Below are 12995 nucleotides of genomic sequence, written 5' to 3' on the forward strand. Positions count from 1 at the left end.
CCGCGTGCACCCAGAATGTGCGCGTTATCGTTGACGTTTTTCGCGGGCAAGCCCGCTCCTACAGAGCACGCATTCACCTGCGGGTTTTGTGTGTCAGACCTGCTAACCAAGGACTCTTATGTCGCGTCGTATTTCCCCCGTCATACCCGGCTTCGGGCTGACGCTGGGCTACACCGTGGTGTACCTCAGCCTGATCGTACTCATCCCGCTCGCGGCGATGTTCGTACACGCCGCTCAACTTACCTGGGATCAGTTCTGGAACATCATCACCGCACCGCGTGTGCTGGCGGCATTGAAATTGAGCTTCAGCACCGCGCTGTACGCCGCGCTGATCAATGGCGTGATCGGTACGCTGCTGGCCTGGGTGCTGGTGCGCTACACCTTCCCCGGGCGCAAGATCATCGATGCGATGATCGACCTGCCGTTCGCCCTGCCCACCGCCGTCGCCGGTATCGCGCTGACCGCGCTGTACACGCCGACCGGCCTGGTCGGCCAGTTCGCCGCCGACCTGGGTTTCAAGATCGCCTACAGCCCCTTGGGCATCACCCTGGCGCTGACCTTCGTCACGTTGCCGTTCGTGGTGCGCACGGTGCAGCCGGTCCTCGCCGATATCCCCCGGGAAATCGAAGAAGCCGCCGCCTGCCTGGGCGCTAAGCCGTTGCAGGTGTTCCGCTACATCCTCGTGCCTGCGTTGCTGCCGGCCTGGCTGACCGGCTTCGCCCTGGCGTTTGCGCGTGGCGTCGGTGAGTACGGCTCGGTGATCTTCATCGCCGGCAACATGCCGATGAAGACCGAGATCCTGCCGCTGCTGATCATGGTCAAGCTCGACCAGTACGACTACCACGGCGCCACCTCCATCGGTGTGCTGATGCTGGTGGTTTCCTTCGTGTTGCTGCTGCTGATCAATTTGCTGCAGCGGCGCATCGAACACCCATAAGGAGGCGCGGAACATGTCCCAATCGTCTATCTCCGCCGCGTCCTCGGCCAACGCCGCCCGGCGTGGCAGTGCGCTGTCGCGGCGCATCCTGATCAGCCTGGGCTGGCTGGTGTTCTTCCTGTTCCTGCTGCTACCGCTGTTTATCGTGGTGTCCCAGGGCTTGAAGAATGGCCTCGGCGCGTTCTTCACCGCGATTCTTGAGCCCGACGCGCTGTCGGCGCTCAAGCTCACGGTGGTCGCCGTGGTGATCTCGGTGCCGCTCAACGTGGTGTTCGGCGTCAGCGCCGCGTGGTGCGTGAGCAAGTACTCGTTCCGTGGCAAGAGCATCCTGGTGACGTTGATCGACCTGCCGTTCTCGGTGTCGCCGGTGATCGCAGGTCTGGTCTATGTGCTGATGTTCGGCGCCCAGGGCTTCTTTGGCCCGTGGCTGCAGGAACATGACATCCAGATCGTGTTTGCCTTGCCCGGCATCGTGCTGGCGACCATCTTCGTCACCGTGCCGTTCGTGGCCCGGGAGCTGATCCCGCTGATGCAGGAACAGGGCACCCAGGAAGAAGAAGCCGCGCGGCTGCTCGGCGCCAATGGCTGGCAGATGTTCTGGCACGTCACCGTGCCGAATATCAAATGGGGCCTGATCTACGGCGTGGTGCTGTGTACCGCGCGGGCCATGGGTGAGTTCGGCGCGGTGTCGGTGGTGTCCGGCCACATTCGCGGCGTGACCAACACCTTGCCGCTGCACGTCGAGATTCTCTACAACGAATACAACCACGTTGCCGCGTTTGCGGTAGCGAGCCTGTTGCTGCTCCTGGCGCTCTTCATCCTGCTGCTCAAGCAGTGGAGCGAGAACCGTATCAACCGCCTGCGCGCAGCAAGCGGTGAGGAATAATCCATGTCCATTGAAGTCCGTAATGTCAGCAAGAATTTCAACGCCTTCAAGGCCCTGAACAGCATCAATCTGGACATCCAGAGTGGCGAGCTGGTGGCGTTGCTCGGCCCGTCCGGCTGCGGCAAGACCACCTTGCTGCGCATCATTGCCGGCCTGGAAACCCCGGACGAAGGCAGCATCGTGTTCCACGGTGAAGACGTCTCCGGCCACGACGTGCGTGATCGCAACGTCGGTTTTGTGTTCCAGCACTACGCGCTGTTCCGCCACATGACCGTGTTCGACAACGTCGCCTTCGGCCTGCGCATGAAGCCGAAAAACCAGCGCCCGAGCGAAAGCCAGATCGCGGTCAAAGTCCACGAATTGTTGAACATGGTGCAGTTGGACTGGCTGTCGGACCGCTACCCGGAACAACTCTCCGGCGGCCAACGCCAGCGTATCGCCCTGGCTCGCGCCCTGGCGGTGGAGCCCAAAGTACTGCTGCTCGACGAACCGTTCGGCGCCCTCGACGCCAAGGTGCGCAAAGAGCTGCGCCGCTGGCTGGCGCGCCTGCACGAAGACATCAACCTGACCTCGGTGTTCGTGACCCACGACCAGGAAGAGGCGATGGAAGTTGCCGACCGTATCGTGGTGATGAACAAGGGCGTGATCGAGCAGATCGGCTCACCGGGCGACGTCTACGAAAACCCGGCCAGCGATTTCGTCTACCACTTCCTCGGCGACTCCAACCGCCTGCACCTAGGTGAAGACCAGCACGTGCTGTTCCGCCCCCATGAAGTGTCGCTGTCACGTCATGAACTGGAAGACCACCATGCGGCCGAAGTGCGCGATATCCGGCCGCTGGGGGCGACCACGCGGGTGACCTTGAAAGTCGAAGGCCAGAGCGAGCTGATCGAGGCCGAAGTGGTGAAAGACCACGACAGCCTGACTGGCCTGACCCGTGGTGAAACCCTGTTCTTCAAGCCCAAGGTCTGGCAAAAAGCCTAAACCCCGCCACAAACCCAATGTGGGAGGGGCGGTGCGACGATTCGACTTGCCCCCGATTGCAGTGGATCAGTCAACATCTTTAGTGACTGATCCACCGCTATCGGGGGCAAGCCCCCTCCCACATTTAGGCTTCTCTCGGCTTTAGATCGCGGCGAGCGACTGGCCCGGAGCGGTGTTCAATCTGCTCTTTGAGCTCATGCCGCAACCCCAGCAAAAACGCCAACTCCGCCACCACGAACAACGGCCCGACGATCAGCCCCGACACGTCATCCACAAACGCTGGCTTCTTGCCTTCGTAGTAATGCCCGACAAACTGAATCACCCAACCCACCACGAACATACCGACACCGCCGCTGAGCCAGACCGTCGTGCTTTGCGCCGCCAGCACGTGCCCGGCCCATACCGACAAGCCCATCAGCACGCTCATCAGCACGCCCAGCGCGAGTTCCAGGCGCAGGTAGAACCACGCGGCAAGCAACGCGACGATCAGCGCCGGCGACAGCCAGAACCCGGCCAGCGGCCACTCCGGGCGTGAAAGCAACCCGGCGACGGCGAGCACGATCAGCGGGATGCCGATAAAGTGGCTGGCGATATTGCGCGGGTCGCGGTGGTAGGCGGCGTATTGACCGAGGTGGTCGACGAGGCTTTTCATTGTTATTCCTCCTGTAGGATGTTTGATCATGCCTTGTCAGCCTTCGCCTAACTGTCAGCTGGGCGACAATCTTCGGAGTTCTCATGAACGCAGAGCAATGGCGACCCCGGCTGGCTACCGGGCACTGGTTCCGCCACCTGCCCGCCGCTTTTCAGCAGAGTTTGCTGGCCCACGCCCGGCTGCGGCAGCTGACGGCGGGGCAATACCTGTTCAAGCGTGGTGACCCGCCCTGCGGCTTGTATGCGGTGCTCGACGGCACCCTGCGTATCAGCGCGGTAAGCGAGCAGGGCAAGGAGGCGGTGCTGAGCCTGGTGGAGTTGCCCTACTGGTTCGGCGAAATCTGCCTGTTCGACGGCCTGCCACGCACCCACGACGCCTGCGCGGTCGGACCCTGTACGGTGTTGCAGGTGCCTCAGCAGGCATTGCTGAAGATTCTCGATGAAACCCCGCAGTACTGGCGCGACTTGGCCTTGTTGATGAGCCAAAAGTTGCGCCTGAGTTTTATCGGTCTCGAACAGCTCAGCCTGATGCCGGCGTCGGTGCGGCTGGCCCATCGCTTATTGATGATCATTGAGGGGTACGGCGACATCGAACACTCAAAACGCCGGCTGCAGTTGCCCCAGGAGGACCTGGCGGCGATGTTGAGCCTGTCGCGCCAGACCACCAACGCCTTGCTCAAGGACCTGCAAGCCCAGGGCATCGTGCGCCTGGGTTATGGCGAGATCGAAATCCTCGATGCACAGCGCCTGCGTGAGGCGGCGCATGCCTGAGGGTGTTAGCCTGCAAGCCTGACCAATCGAGGTGTGTTATGCACGTGCTGTTAGTGGAACATGAATCCGAAGAGGCACAGCGGATGGCCCAGGGCTTGAACGAAGCCGGTTATTCGGTGGAAGTCGCGGCCAACGGGATGGTGGCGCAGCGGCTTGTCGAAGGCACCGAGTACGACCTGGTGATTCTGGATGTGATGCTGCCCGGGCAGAATGCCTGGAAGTTGCAGCAGGCGATTCGGCACAAGGGCGAGACGCCGGTATTGTTTCTGACCAGTCCGGGTGGGATCGAAGACCGTCTGCGCGACTTGGAATTGCATGAGGATGATTATTTGCTCAAGCCGTTTGAAGACAAGGCGCTGGTCATGCGGGTGAAAAAGCTACTGCGTCGTGATCGCGGGCGCTGACAGATGTGTGGCCTGGGCTCTCGCGATCGCGGGCAAGCCCGGCTGTTAAATATGGGAGGGGACTTTCCCCCGATGACGGTGGATCAGTTGATGAATGCGCTAGCTGATACACCGCCCCTCTCATAGTTTGATTTTTTAGTTATTAATAAATAGCTTCTTATTCCTTAACGAATATAAACCCCGTCCCTATACTGTTCAGCAACGTTAAACGCTGCAGGAGGGCACACCCATGCACAGCGAATCGATTCGTTACCTGATCGTGCCGGGCTGGCAAGGATCGCCAGAAGATCATTGGCAAACTCATTGGCAGAACAGCCTGCCCAACAGTGCGCGGGTGGAACAGGCCGATTGGCTGACGCCGCGTCGCGAAGACTGGGTGGCCGCGCTGGCCGAGGCGATTGCCGCCGACAGCACCCCGGTGATTCTGATCGCCCATAGCCTGGGCTGCATCACCGTGGCCCATTGGGCCGCCACTGCACCGCTGCAGTTTTTGCGGCAGGTACGTGGGGCGTTGCTGGTGGCGCCGGCGGATGTCGAACGCCCGACCTGTGCCCCCGCCTTGCGCAACTTTGCGCCGATTCCGCGCGACCTGCTGCCGTTTCCCAGCCAGGTGGTCAGTTCCGACAACGACAGTGCCGTCAGCGCCCCCAGGGCCCTGGAGCTGGCGCGCAATTGGGGCGCCGAAGCGGGCATTTTGTCCGGCGCCGGGCATATCAATGTGAAGTCCGGCCACCAGCGCTGGGAGCAGGGTTTCGCGTATCTCTATCGCCTGCAAAGCCGCCTGGAGCATCACGCCCGGCGCACGGCCTGAACATTTTTCAACGCCCCGTCCCTGAGCGGATTGGGGGCGGGAGCCTGCCATGAGTCTGCATGAAACTTTCGGTCAGCCGCTGTTGACCTTCCCTGATGCCGAAAAGAGCCCGCTGAGCATCCGCGCCAAGGCGCTGGTATTCGTCGACCCACGTTCGCGGCAACTGCGCGAAGCACTGGAAAACCTCGCGCCTCGCGCCTTGCCGGTGTTGATTCGCGGCGAGACCGGCAGCGGTAAAGAGTTGCTCGCGCGGCATATTCACCGGGGCAGTGATCGCCCCGGGCTGTTTGTCTCGGTCAATTGCGGCGCGATCAGCCCGACGTATGCCGATGCCGAGCTGTTCGGCTACGCCGCCGGCGCCCACAGTGGCGCGGCGAGCAGTCGGGCCGGCTGGTTTGGCTCGGCCAATGGCGGCACCTTGTACCTGGATGAAATCGGCGACTTGCCGCTGCCGATCCAGGTCAAATTGCTCGCCGCCCTGGAAAACCACGAAGTCACCCGCGTCGGCGCCCATCAGCCGAGCCCGGTGGACGTGCGCCTGGTAGCGGCGACCAGCATTGACCTGGCCCAGGCCGGGCCGTAGGCAAGTTCCATGAGCGCCTGTTCCATTACCTCAGCGAAGGCCGACTGGACCTGCCGGCCTTGCGCGAGCGGGTCGGCGACATCCTGTCCCTGGCCGAATACTTCCTCGGCATCTACAGCCAGCGCCTGGACCTGCCAGTGCCGCGGATCAGTGACGCGGCCCAGCGTGTGCTGGAACACCATAGCTGGCCGGGCAATACCCGCGAGCTGGAGAACGTCATCCACTTTGCCTTGCTGGTCAGCAGTGGCGACGAGATTTTGCCGGAGCATTTGAACCTGCCGACCGCCGGCTCGCCGCTGGAGCAGGTGCAGCGGATATTCGAAAGCGCCAGTGCGGCCGAGCAGGCAACCTTGCGCAAATTCCTACATGAACAAAATGGAATATCAACGTGAATAAAAGATATTGTTCGGGAATAAAAAATCTAGGTATTGTCGCTCTCACGCCGCGATAGCACTTCGCTGGCACTCCACACCCATACGGTCGTCAGAGACGCCCCGGAATGTCGATAAGGACACTGCATGAAAAAGGTTCTGTTGTTTACCGCATTGGCGGCTGCCCTGACTGCAGGCTTCGCCCAGGCCAACGAAAAACTGGTGGTGGCCGCCACCCCGATCCCGCACGCCGAGATCCTCGAACTGGTCAAGCCGACCCTCGCCAAAGAAGGCGTGGATCTGGAAATCAAAGTCTTCACCGACTACGTACAGCCCAACGTGCAGGTGGCCGAGAAGCGCCTGGACGCTAACTACTTCCAGACCCTGCCGTACCTGGAAAACTTCAACAAGGGCAAGGGCACCAACCTGGTCACCGTGGTGGGTGTACACGTTGAACCCTTCGGCGGTTACTCGAAAAAGATCAAAAACATCTCTGAGCTCAAAGATGGCGCCACCGTGGCCATTCCGAACGAAGGCTCAAACAGCGGCCGTGCCCTGTTGCTGCTGCAGAAGGCCGGTGTGATCACCCTGAAAGACCCGACCAACGCGCTGGCTACGCCAAAAGACATCGCCAGCAATCCGAAACACCTGAAGTTCAAAGAGCTGGAATCGGCCCTGCTGCCACGCGTGCTGGACCAGGTTGACCTGGATCTGATCAACACCAACTACGCCCTGGAAGCCGGCCTCAACCCGGCCAAGGACGCGTTGATCATCGAAGACGCCAAGTCGCCGTATGTGAACTTCCTGGTGGCGCGCCCGGACAACAAGGACAGCGTTGCTATCCAGAAACTGGCCAAGGCCCTGACCAGCCCGGAAGTCAAAGCCTTCATCGAGAAGAAATACAACGGCGCGGTCGTGCCGGCGTTCTGATCGAGCAGTAAAACCCTTCAAGGTTTAAACGCCGACGGCTCACACAGCGTCGGCGTTTTTTTAGGGTTGGAATTTGGAATACGCTCAAAACGGTGGGAGGGGGCTTGCCCCCGATAGCAGGGGTTCAGTCAATGCATCGGTGACTGTCATACCGCCATCGGGGGCAAGCCCCCTCCCACATTTGATTTTCATCTCACAGTGGATTTTTCAGGGTTTCATAGCGCTCGGGTGTTGATCGCCCTTCGCAACGCCACCAGCCACTTCACCAGCTTCTGCGGATCAATCGGTTTTGCTTTGTTCATTGTTCACTCCCTCGAATCACAGACCCCACAACCATAGCTGCCACTCGCCGAACCCGCGAATCCGGCGGTCATCTTTTACTGTGCCTGTTCTACCGCTATCGGGAGTCAGTCGAGTCGTCCTGATGGCGGGCCTCGGGTGAGGCCCGCTTTAGCTATCTAAACTCCAGCAAAATGGCTACTACTATCATCCAGGTAAAACCAGTGGCCATTACCATCAAATTGATGACTAAATGCCGTTTTAGGTGAGGTGGGAAGTGTTCAAGGTCAGCAGGGTTTACCTCTCCAATAATGATGGACGCCCTTGACCACACGACCATTCCGGCAATCTTTGATATTTCCAAGAGAGACCAGATCAATCCCCGTCTCCCCAGGCTTGGCCCCCAAAGATAAATGTAACGGCTGTTCTTCAAGGCTTCCTTTATATCATCAAGGTGGCAGCGGCTTAGGTACAGACTGTGTGCAATACCGGCAATTGCGAGCAGACCGGGCACCCCTATAAAAATGATCGCAACCCAGGGATTCCAATTATCGATACTGGTCAAGGTTGTGTGGCCTCGTAGATTTTCCCACCTATATATTCTCCACCCATACCACCGACAGTCGTACCTACCCATGCGCCAGTTCCCACTATGGCAGCGACGCAGACGACGCCTCCGATACCTCCTGTAGCTACACCGATTGCTAAGCAGATCGAACCGCTTGCAGAACTAGCCAAAGCGCCACCTGCAACACCGAGGGCAGTAGAAAATCCGAACTTTCCTCCTTCAGTAAACTTGATCTTCTCGCAAGCCGCGTCAGAACCGCCTTTACACACCTGCTGAATAGCCAGCAACGAGGACACGCCACCAATACCAATGGCGATATAGCCCCCCGTCTTCATATATTTGGCTGCACGACTGACCGCCTCTACATGGGCGGAATACCCCGGAATCTTCCCCGCCGCACCGGCCTTGTCCCAATGATGTACCAGGCTCCGACTGGATATTCCGAGTGCCGTCTTCAACTTGGGATGATCGCCCAAGGTTGTCTGGCCGCGCAGACGAGTGGAGTTCAGAAGGTGAGCATCCAACTGCGCGAGCAGGCGCTGGCGTTCGGCGAAGAACTGTGGCGATTTGAGGTGGCCGTGCTGGCGATAGGTTTCCTGGTGCAAACGTTCGATGGCTTGGAGGGTGTCGCGCAGATTGGCCAGGTGCTTTTCCATCACCACCGCGCTGACGCCTAGCCAGGTTGAGGTATGGCCGATAAAACCGGCGATTTCTGCGCCGTGTCGATATAGAAAGTCGGCCTCGTCTGGCGTCAAGGGATCGAGGGAGGCGTCGACCTGTTGAGCGGCCTGCATCAGATGCGCTTCCTGGTAGGTACAAGAGGTGTTGTTCGGATCGCTCAGCACGATCATGGAACCGGCTTTAACTTCGCTCAGATTAGGGTTGAGCGCCTGAAACTTGCGCATCACGGCCGTGTTGCGGGTGGAGAAAAGCGTGGCCTCCAGTGCTTCGCGAGTCATGCTTTTTGGCACCACATAGAAGCCTGGTTCCTGGGCCTCTACGCTGTTGAATGCCACGGGTGCCGGATGGCTTGAAGGCGTGAAACTTGATGGGGGCGGCGTTTGCGGGCGGCTGGTGACGGGGGGTGGGGCCGGTTCAGCGGCTTGCCTGGCCGCTTGTGGTGCGACGCCTTCATTGCCGTAGGTTGCCGTGAACACGGAGGGGAGCAACTGCGCTTGGCATGGGCAACTGCTGAAACTATCCAGCGTGCCGGCCACACGCTTGCCATGACTTACTATGTGCGATACGCCACCGACTATCGTATAAGTTTGCCCATTTTTTCCACACGTGACGTCGCCGCCTTCACGAGCATGAAGCAGGCCGAATATGTTAACTCTCGGATCACCATCCAGAACTATCCCGCCGCAGGTCGTTTTATCACCCCGGCCAATGAAATAACCTTCAGTCATTGTTCTTCTCCATTAGAGACGGCCGCGTAAAAAGGTGTGGCCGTTAGTTAGCTGTCCGTTTAAAAATTATCCAATGGCGGTACGCTAAGTAATCATCAGGTGGTGTTACGTCTTCTGGTTAAACACTCAAACAGAGGGCAAAAAATCTTCAGCCATCGGCACACCCTCACGCGCTATGAGTAACGTATGGTTTTGGGGTGTATTGATGATTTGGTCACCATTACTGAGCAGGCTACCCACCAGCGCAATATGGCTATTACCTTCTCCGGCGGCCGTTACAATTTGTGCCTGAGTGCCATCGGCGTACACGACGTAATCGCCTTTCTGCGCGGCACGTACTTGTTGACCGTTATCCAACTTGAATTGCATCGGCGAAGTTGCGTGTTGAATGACTCAGCCGTTGCCGGTTTGGCTGCCTTGCGCTGCGATGCGGTAAATAGCGATAGGCGGATGAGCTTTGATGTGCTCCTGCCGCTGCTTGACTATCGCTAACACGTGTTCGTTGCAGGTATCCGGTGTTCTCTCTGCCAATCTTGATTTGTCTAAATTGCTTAGGAACTCTGATGAAACTTCATTGGTGTACAACGGCGACGATACTACATTCATTTTTATTATCCTGATCCGTGGGTTTAGTGCGCTGCTTTCCTTTGTCACTGCAGTTGGAATGATGTGTCTGGTGTCTATCAGACGGTGACAGTGGTCAGCGTGTGTTTATTACTCCGCTAACGTGATGATGTGGAAGTTGAAAGTAAAGTCAGACGTTTCCGAAAACAGAGTCGTAAGAGTCTGAGTAGGTAGTGGTATTTTTATAAGGAGGGAGAGTGATTTCGCGTATAGGCGGCAATTACGTTGGAGCTGCATGGTTAGTGTCTATTCTCTGCGCAATCTGCGAAGTTCACGGCGCCGATGGTTTTGGCTGAGAGTGCTCCAACTGATCCATCGCTATCGGGGGCAAGCCCCCTCCCACATTTGGAATGTATTGTCAGGCGGCTATTCAGGTTTTGCGCCAGACGCTGGCCAACCAGGGCTGCTGCTCGCGAGGTAGTCCGGCTGGGCGGTAGTAGTGCTCCAGTTCCACAAAACCGGCGGTTGTCAGCAACGATTGCCACGCCTCCACGTCGTGATAGGAACCATACCGCGGCCCATTCCAGCCTTCCCGGTTGTCACCGCGTGGATTGGAGCTGAACAACACCCCGCCCGGTTTCAGCGCGCCCTGCAACTGCTTGAGCACGCGTGGCAGTTCCTGCTTGGGGATATGAAACAGCACCGCATTGGCAAAGATCCCATCGAAGCGTTCGCTGGGTAGATCCAGCTTCAAGAAGTCCTGCTGCAGCACCTCGCAGCCGCTGTCTTCGCGCGCCATCTGCGCAAAGCGCTCGGAGCCGTCGAGCCCCACGGCGATATGGCCCATGCGCGTAAAGGTCTGCAAATCCCGCCCCGGCCCGCAGCCGAAGTCCAGCACGGTAAACGGTGGCACGCCCTGGAGATGCCGCAGCAGCGCCTCGATGTTCTGGCTCACATCGTGATCGCGGGTGCCTTCACGGAAGTCCTCGGCCACGCTGTTGTAGTGGCCGAGGGTGGTGGCAGTGATCTGGTTGAGGTCGCCGGCTTGAGGGTCATGACGGGGAATACCGGGCGCTGAGATGGCCCGACTATACCTCACCGCTTGTTCAGCCCCCGCGCCAACCGATCCCCACCCAACTGAATCACCGCCACCAGCACCACCAACAGCACAATCACCGTCAGCATGATCTGCGTATCAAAGCGCTGATAGCCGTAGCGGTAAGCGATATCCCCCAACCCGCCCGCACCGATCGCCCCGGCCATCGCCGAGGAGTTGATCATGGTCACCAGGGTGATGGTGAACCCGCCGACAATCCCCGGCAGCGCTTCGGGCAGCAGCACATGCCAGATGATGTGCCAGCGCCGACAGCCCATGGCTTGCGCGGCTTCGATCAAGCCGTGGTCGACTTCGCGCAGGCTCACTTCGGCGATGCGCGCAAAGAATGGCGTGGCGGCGATGGTCAGCGGCACCACCGCCGCCCACACGCCGTAGGTGGTGCCGACGATCAGCCGGGTGAACGGGATGAGCGCCACCATCAGGATCAGAAACGGAATCGAGCGGAACAGATTGACGAACGCTCCCAGCGCCCGGTTCAGCGCCGGAGCCTGATAGATGCCGCCCTTGTCGCTGGTGACCAGGAACACCGCCAGCGGAATCCCCACCAGCAACGCGATCAGCGACGACACACCGACCATCAACAGCGTGTCGATGGCGCCCTGCACTAAACGATCAAACCACATAACCCAGCACCTCCACGTGTTGTGCCCAATTCCCGGCACGGCTGCGCAGTGTGTCGGCCTCATGCGGCGAGCCGTTCACCGCCAGCAGCAATTGCCCCAGGGCATGCCCCTGAATCCGTTCCACGCCGCCTTGCAGCAGGCGCACGCGCCCGCCGAGGGCGCCGAACAGCGCGGCCAGGTCGGGCTCATCGGTGGCGCTGCCGGTGAACTGCAAACGCAGGACCAGCGCTGCGTCAGCCGAGGCCGGCGTGGCTTGCAAACGGTTTTGCAGTTCTTCCGGCAGGCCGTGTTGCAGCGGCGCCAGCAGGGTTTTGCTGACCGCGTGCTGCGGGTCGCCAAACACCTGCCACACCGGGCCTTGCTCGACGATGCGCCCGTGTTCGAGCACCACCACGCGGTCGCAGATCTCGCGAATCACCGCCATTTCATGGGTGATCAACACGATGGTCAGGCCCAGGCGCTGGTTGATCTCGCGCAGCAGGCCGAGGATCGATTGGGTGGTCTCCGGGTCGAGGGCCGAGGTGGCCTCGTCGCACAGCAGAATCTCCGGGTCGTGGACCAGCGAACGGGCAATGCCCACGCGCTGTTTCTGCCCACCGGAGAGTTGCGCCGGGTAGGCCTTGTGCTTGTCCTTGAGGCCCACCAGTTCTAGCAGTTCACGCACCTTCTGCTCGCGCTGCAACTTGGGGATGCCGGCAACTTTGAGCGGCAACTCGACGTTCTGCCACACGGTCTTGGCCGACATCAGGTTGAAGTGCTGGAAGATCATGCCGATGCGCCGCCGTAGCGCCACCAGGCGGTCTTCGTCGAACTCGCCGATGTCGACCTGATCGATCAGCACGCGCCCGCTGCTGGGCTGTTCCAGGCGGTTGATGGTGCGGATCAGCGACGACTTGCCGGCGCCGCTGCGGCCGATGATGCCGAACACTTCGCCGCGCTGGATCGCCAGGTCGATGCCTTGCAGGGCATGCACCCTGCCGTCGTAGGTCTTGCCCAGGTTGATAAAGCGCACATGGGCGCGGTTAAGGTGCGGATGCAGTTCAGTCTGCTCGGCGGTCCTGGGCGCGGTGCCCTGGTCGCGCTGTTGGGCGTTGGCGGCCGTCATGC

Annotated in this window: 15 protein-coding genes and 1 pseudogene; 8 read left to right on the forward strand and 8 right to left on the reverse strand. The window is 59.8% G+C overall.

Translation table 11 applies throughout. The features are described 5' to 3' along the window. Nucleotides 1-118 precede the first annotated feature (118 nt). Genes cysT through P3S72_RS01910 form a run of 3 tightly spaced genes read left to right on the forward strand, consistent with a single transcriptional unit; the run spans nucleotide 119 to nucleotide 2807 of the window. Nucleotides 119-937, forward strand: coding sequence for a sulfate ABC transporter permease subunit CysT (gene cysT, locus P3S72_RS01900; protein WP_247395722.1), 819 nt, complete (start codon nucleotides 119-121; stop codon nucleotides 935-937). A gap of 13 nt (nucleotides 938-950) precedes the next feature. After that, nucleotides 951-1823 carry a sulfate ABC transporter permease subunit CysW gene (gene cysW, locus P3S72_RS01905; protein ID WP_276195794.1) on the forward strand — a complete coding sequence of 291 codons (873 nt, stop codon included), beginning with the start codon at nucleotides 951-953 and terminating at the stop codon, nucleotides 1821-1823. A 3-nt stretch (nucleotides 1824-1826) separates the two neighbouring features. Continuing rightward, nucleotides 1827-2807: a sulfate ABC transporter ATP-binding protein gene (locus P3S72_RS01910; protein ID WP_276195795.1), complete on the forward strand. Its 981-nt coding sequence runs from the start codon at nucleotides 1827-1829 to the stop codon at nucleotides 2805-2807. A gap of 124 nt (nucleotides 2808-2931) precedes the next feature. Here the strand turns inward: P3S72_RS01910 and P3S72_RS01915 are convergent, their stop codons facing one another. Next, a complete protein-coding gene (locus P3S72_RS01915) occupies nucleotides 2932-3459 on the reverse strand; it encodes an Mpo1-like protein (protein ID WP_276195796.1) in 528 nt (175 codons plus the stop codon). 83 nt (nucleotides 3460-3542) lie between these two features. Between P3S72_RS01915 and P3S72_RS01920 the strand changes: the two genes are divergently transcribed. The 5 genes and pseudogenes from P3S72_RS01920 (at nucleotide 3543) to P3S72_RS01940 (ending at nucleotide 7328) form a co-directional block, all read left to right on the forward strand. Further along, a complete protein-coding gene (locus P3S72_RS01920; RefSeq protein WP_247395716.1) occupies nucleotides 3543-4229 on the forward strand; it encodes a Crp/Fnr family transcriptional regulator in 687 nt (228 codons plus the stop codon). 38 nt (nucleotides 4230-4267) lie between these two features. Further along, nucleotides 4268-4633 carry a response regulator gene (locus P3S72_RS01925; protein ID WP_247395715.1) on the forward strand — a complete coding sequence of 122 codons (366 nt, stop codon included), beginning with the start codon at nucleotides 4268-4270 and terminating at the stop codon, nucleotides 4631-4633. A gap of 229 nt (nucleotides 4634-4862) precedes the next feature. Further along, a complete protein-coding gene (locus tag P3S72_RS01930; RefSeq protein WP_276195798.1) occupies nucleotides 4863-5444 on the forward strand; it encodes an alpha/beta hydrolase in 582 nt (193 codons plus the stop codon). Between the two features lie 49 nt (nucleotides 5445-5493). Further along, nucleotides 5494-6419, forward strand: a pseudogene (locus P3S72_RS01935) (sigma 54-interacting transcriptional regulator). A 126-nt stretch (nucleotides 6420-6545) separates the two neighbouring features. After that, nucleotides 6546-7328: a MetQ/NlpA family ABC transporter substrate-binding protein gene (locus P3S72_RS01940; protein WP_276195799.1), complete on the forward strand. Its 783-nt coding sequence runs from the start codon at nucleotides 6546-6548 to the stop codon at nucleotides 7326-7328. 454 nt (nucleotides 7329-7782) lie between these two features. On the opposite strand, the gene P3S72_RS01945 is transcribed toward P3S72_RS01940, so the two are convergent. From P3S72_RS01945 to P3S72_RS01975, 7 genes are all read right to left on the reverse strand, one after another. After that, on the reverse strand, nucleotides 7783-8172 hold the full coding sequence (locus tag P3S72_RS01945) for a hypothetical protein (RefSeq protein WP_276195800.1): 390 nt from the start codon (nucleotides 8170-8172) through the stop codon (nucleotides 7783-7785). Then, nucleotides 8169-9584: a PAAR domain-containing protein gene (locus P3S72_RS01950; RefSeq protein WP_247395710.1), complete on the reverse strand. Its 1416-nt coding sequence runs from the start codon at nucleotides 9582-9584 to the stop codon at nucleotides 8169-8171. Before P3S72_RS01950 ends, P3S72_RS01945 begins: the two co-directional genes overlap by 4 nt. Nucleotides 9585-9710: 126 nt before the next feature. Further along, nucleotides 9711-9953: a hypothetical protein gene (locus P3S72_RS01955; protein WP_276195801.1), complete on the reverse strand. Its 243-nt coding sequence runs from the start codon at nucleotides 9951-9953 to the stop codon at nucleotides 9711-9713. 24 nt (nucleotides 9954-9977) lie between these two features. Continuing rightward, the gene (locus tag P3S72_RS01960; protein WP_276195802.1) at nucleotides 9978-10190 is read right to left on the reverse strand and encodes a hypothetical protein; all 213 of its coding nucleotides are present in this window, start codon (nucleotides 10188-10190) and stop codon (nucleotides 9978-9980) included. A gap of 388 nt (nucleotides 10191-10578) precedes the next feature. Beyond that, on the reverse strand, nucleotides 10579-11247 hold the full coding sequence (locus P3S72_RS01965; RefSeq protein ID WP_276195803.1) for a class I SAM-dependent methyltransferase: 669 nt from the start codon (nucleotides 11245-11247) through the stop codon (nucleotides 10579-10581). Continuing rightward, nucleotides 11244-11888, reverse strand: coding sequence for a methionine ABC transporter permease (locus P3S72_RS01970; protein ID WP_247395707.1), 645 nt, complete (start codon nucleotides 11886-11888; stop codon nucleotides 11244-11246). Before P3S72_RS01970 ends, P3S72_RS01965 begins: the two co-directional genes overlap by 4 nt. Next, entirely contained in the window at nucleotides 11878-12993 is a 1116-nt protein-coding gene (locus P3S72_RS01975) for an ATP-binding cassette domain-containing protein (RefSeq protein ID WP_276195805.1), read from the reverse strand. The genes P3S72_RS01970 and P3S72_RS01975 overlap by 11 nt, the downstream gene beginning before the upstream one ends. Nucleotides 12994-12995 lie beyond the last annotated feature (2 nt).

It is taken from the genome of Pseudomonas sp. D3, from assembly GCF_029320995.1.
Taxonomy (GTDB): Bacteria; Pseudomonadota; Gammaproteobacteria; order Pseudomonadales; family Pseudomonadaceae; genus Aquipseudomonas; species Aquipseudomonas paraveronii.

What these genes read in the sequence shown, in the direction of transcription:
- cysT (WP_247395722.1), top strand. Translation starts at nt 119, where the DNA reads ATGTCGCGTCGTATTTCCCCCGTCATACCCGGCTTCGGGCTGACGCTG.
- cysW (WP_276195794.1), top strand. Translation starts at nt 951, where the DNA reads ATGTCCCAATCGTCTATCTCCGCCGCGTCCTCGGCCAACGCCGCCCGG.
- P3S72_RS01910 (WP_276195795.1), top strand. Translation starts at nt 1,827, where the DNA reads ATGTCCATTGAAGTCCGTAATGTCAGCAAGAATTTCAACGCCTTCAAG.
- P3S72_RS01915 (WP_276195796.1), bottom strand. Translation starts at nt 3,459, where the DNA reads ATGAAAAGCCTCGTCGACCACCTCGGTCAATACGCCGCCTACCACCGC.
- P3S72_RS01920 (WP_247395716.1), top strand. Translation starts at nt 3,543, where the DNA reads ATGAACGCAGAGCAATGGCGACCCCGGCTGGCTACCGGGCACTGGTTC.
- P3S72_RS01925 (WP_247395715.1), top strand. Translation starts at nt 4,268, where the DNA reads ATGCACGTGCTGTTAGTGGAACATGAATCCGAAGAGGCACAGCGGATG.
- P3S72_RS01930 (WP_276195798.1), top strand. Translation starts at nt 4,863, where the DNA reads ATGCACAGCGAATCGATTCGTTACCTGATCGTGCCGGGCTGGCAAGGA.
- P3S72_RS01940 (WP_276195799.1), top strand. Translation starts at nt 6,546, where the DNA reads ATGAAAAAGGTTCTGTTGTTTACCGCATTGGCGGCTGCCCTGACTGCA.
- P3S72_RS01950 (WP_247395710.1), bottom strand. Translation starts at nt 9,584, where the DNA reads ATGACTGAAGGTTATTTCATTGGCCGGGGTGATAAAACGACCTGCGGC.
- P3S72_RS01955 (WP_276195801.1), bottom strand. Translation starts at nt 9,953, where the DNA reads ATGCAATTCAAGTTGGATAACGGTCAACAAGTACGTGCCGCGCAGAAA.
- P3S72_RS01960 (WP_276195802.1), bottom strand. Translation starts at nt 10,190, where the DNA reads ATGAATGTAGTATCGTCGCCGTTGTACACCAATGAAGTTTCATCAGAG.
- P3S72_RS01970 (WP_247395707.1), bottom strand. Translation starts at nt 11,888, where the DNA reads ATGTGGTTTGATCGTTTAGTGCAGGGCGCCATCGACACGCTGTTGATG.
- P3S72_RS01975 (WP_276195805.1), bottom strand. Translation starts at nt 12,993, where the DNA reads ATGACGGCCGCCAACGCCCAACAGCGCGACCAGGGCACCGCGCCCAGG.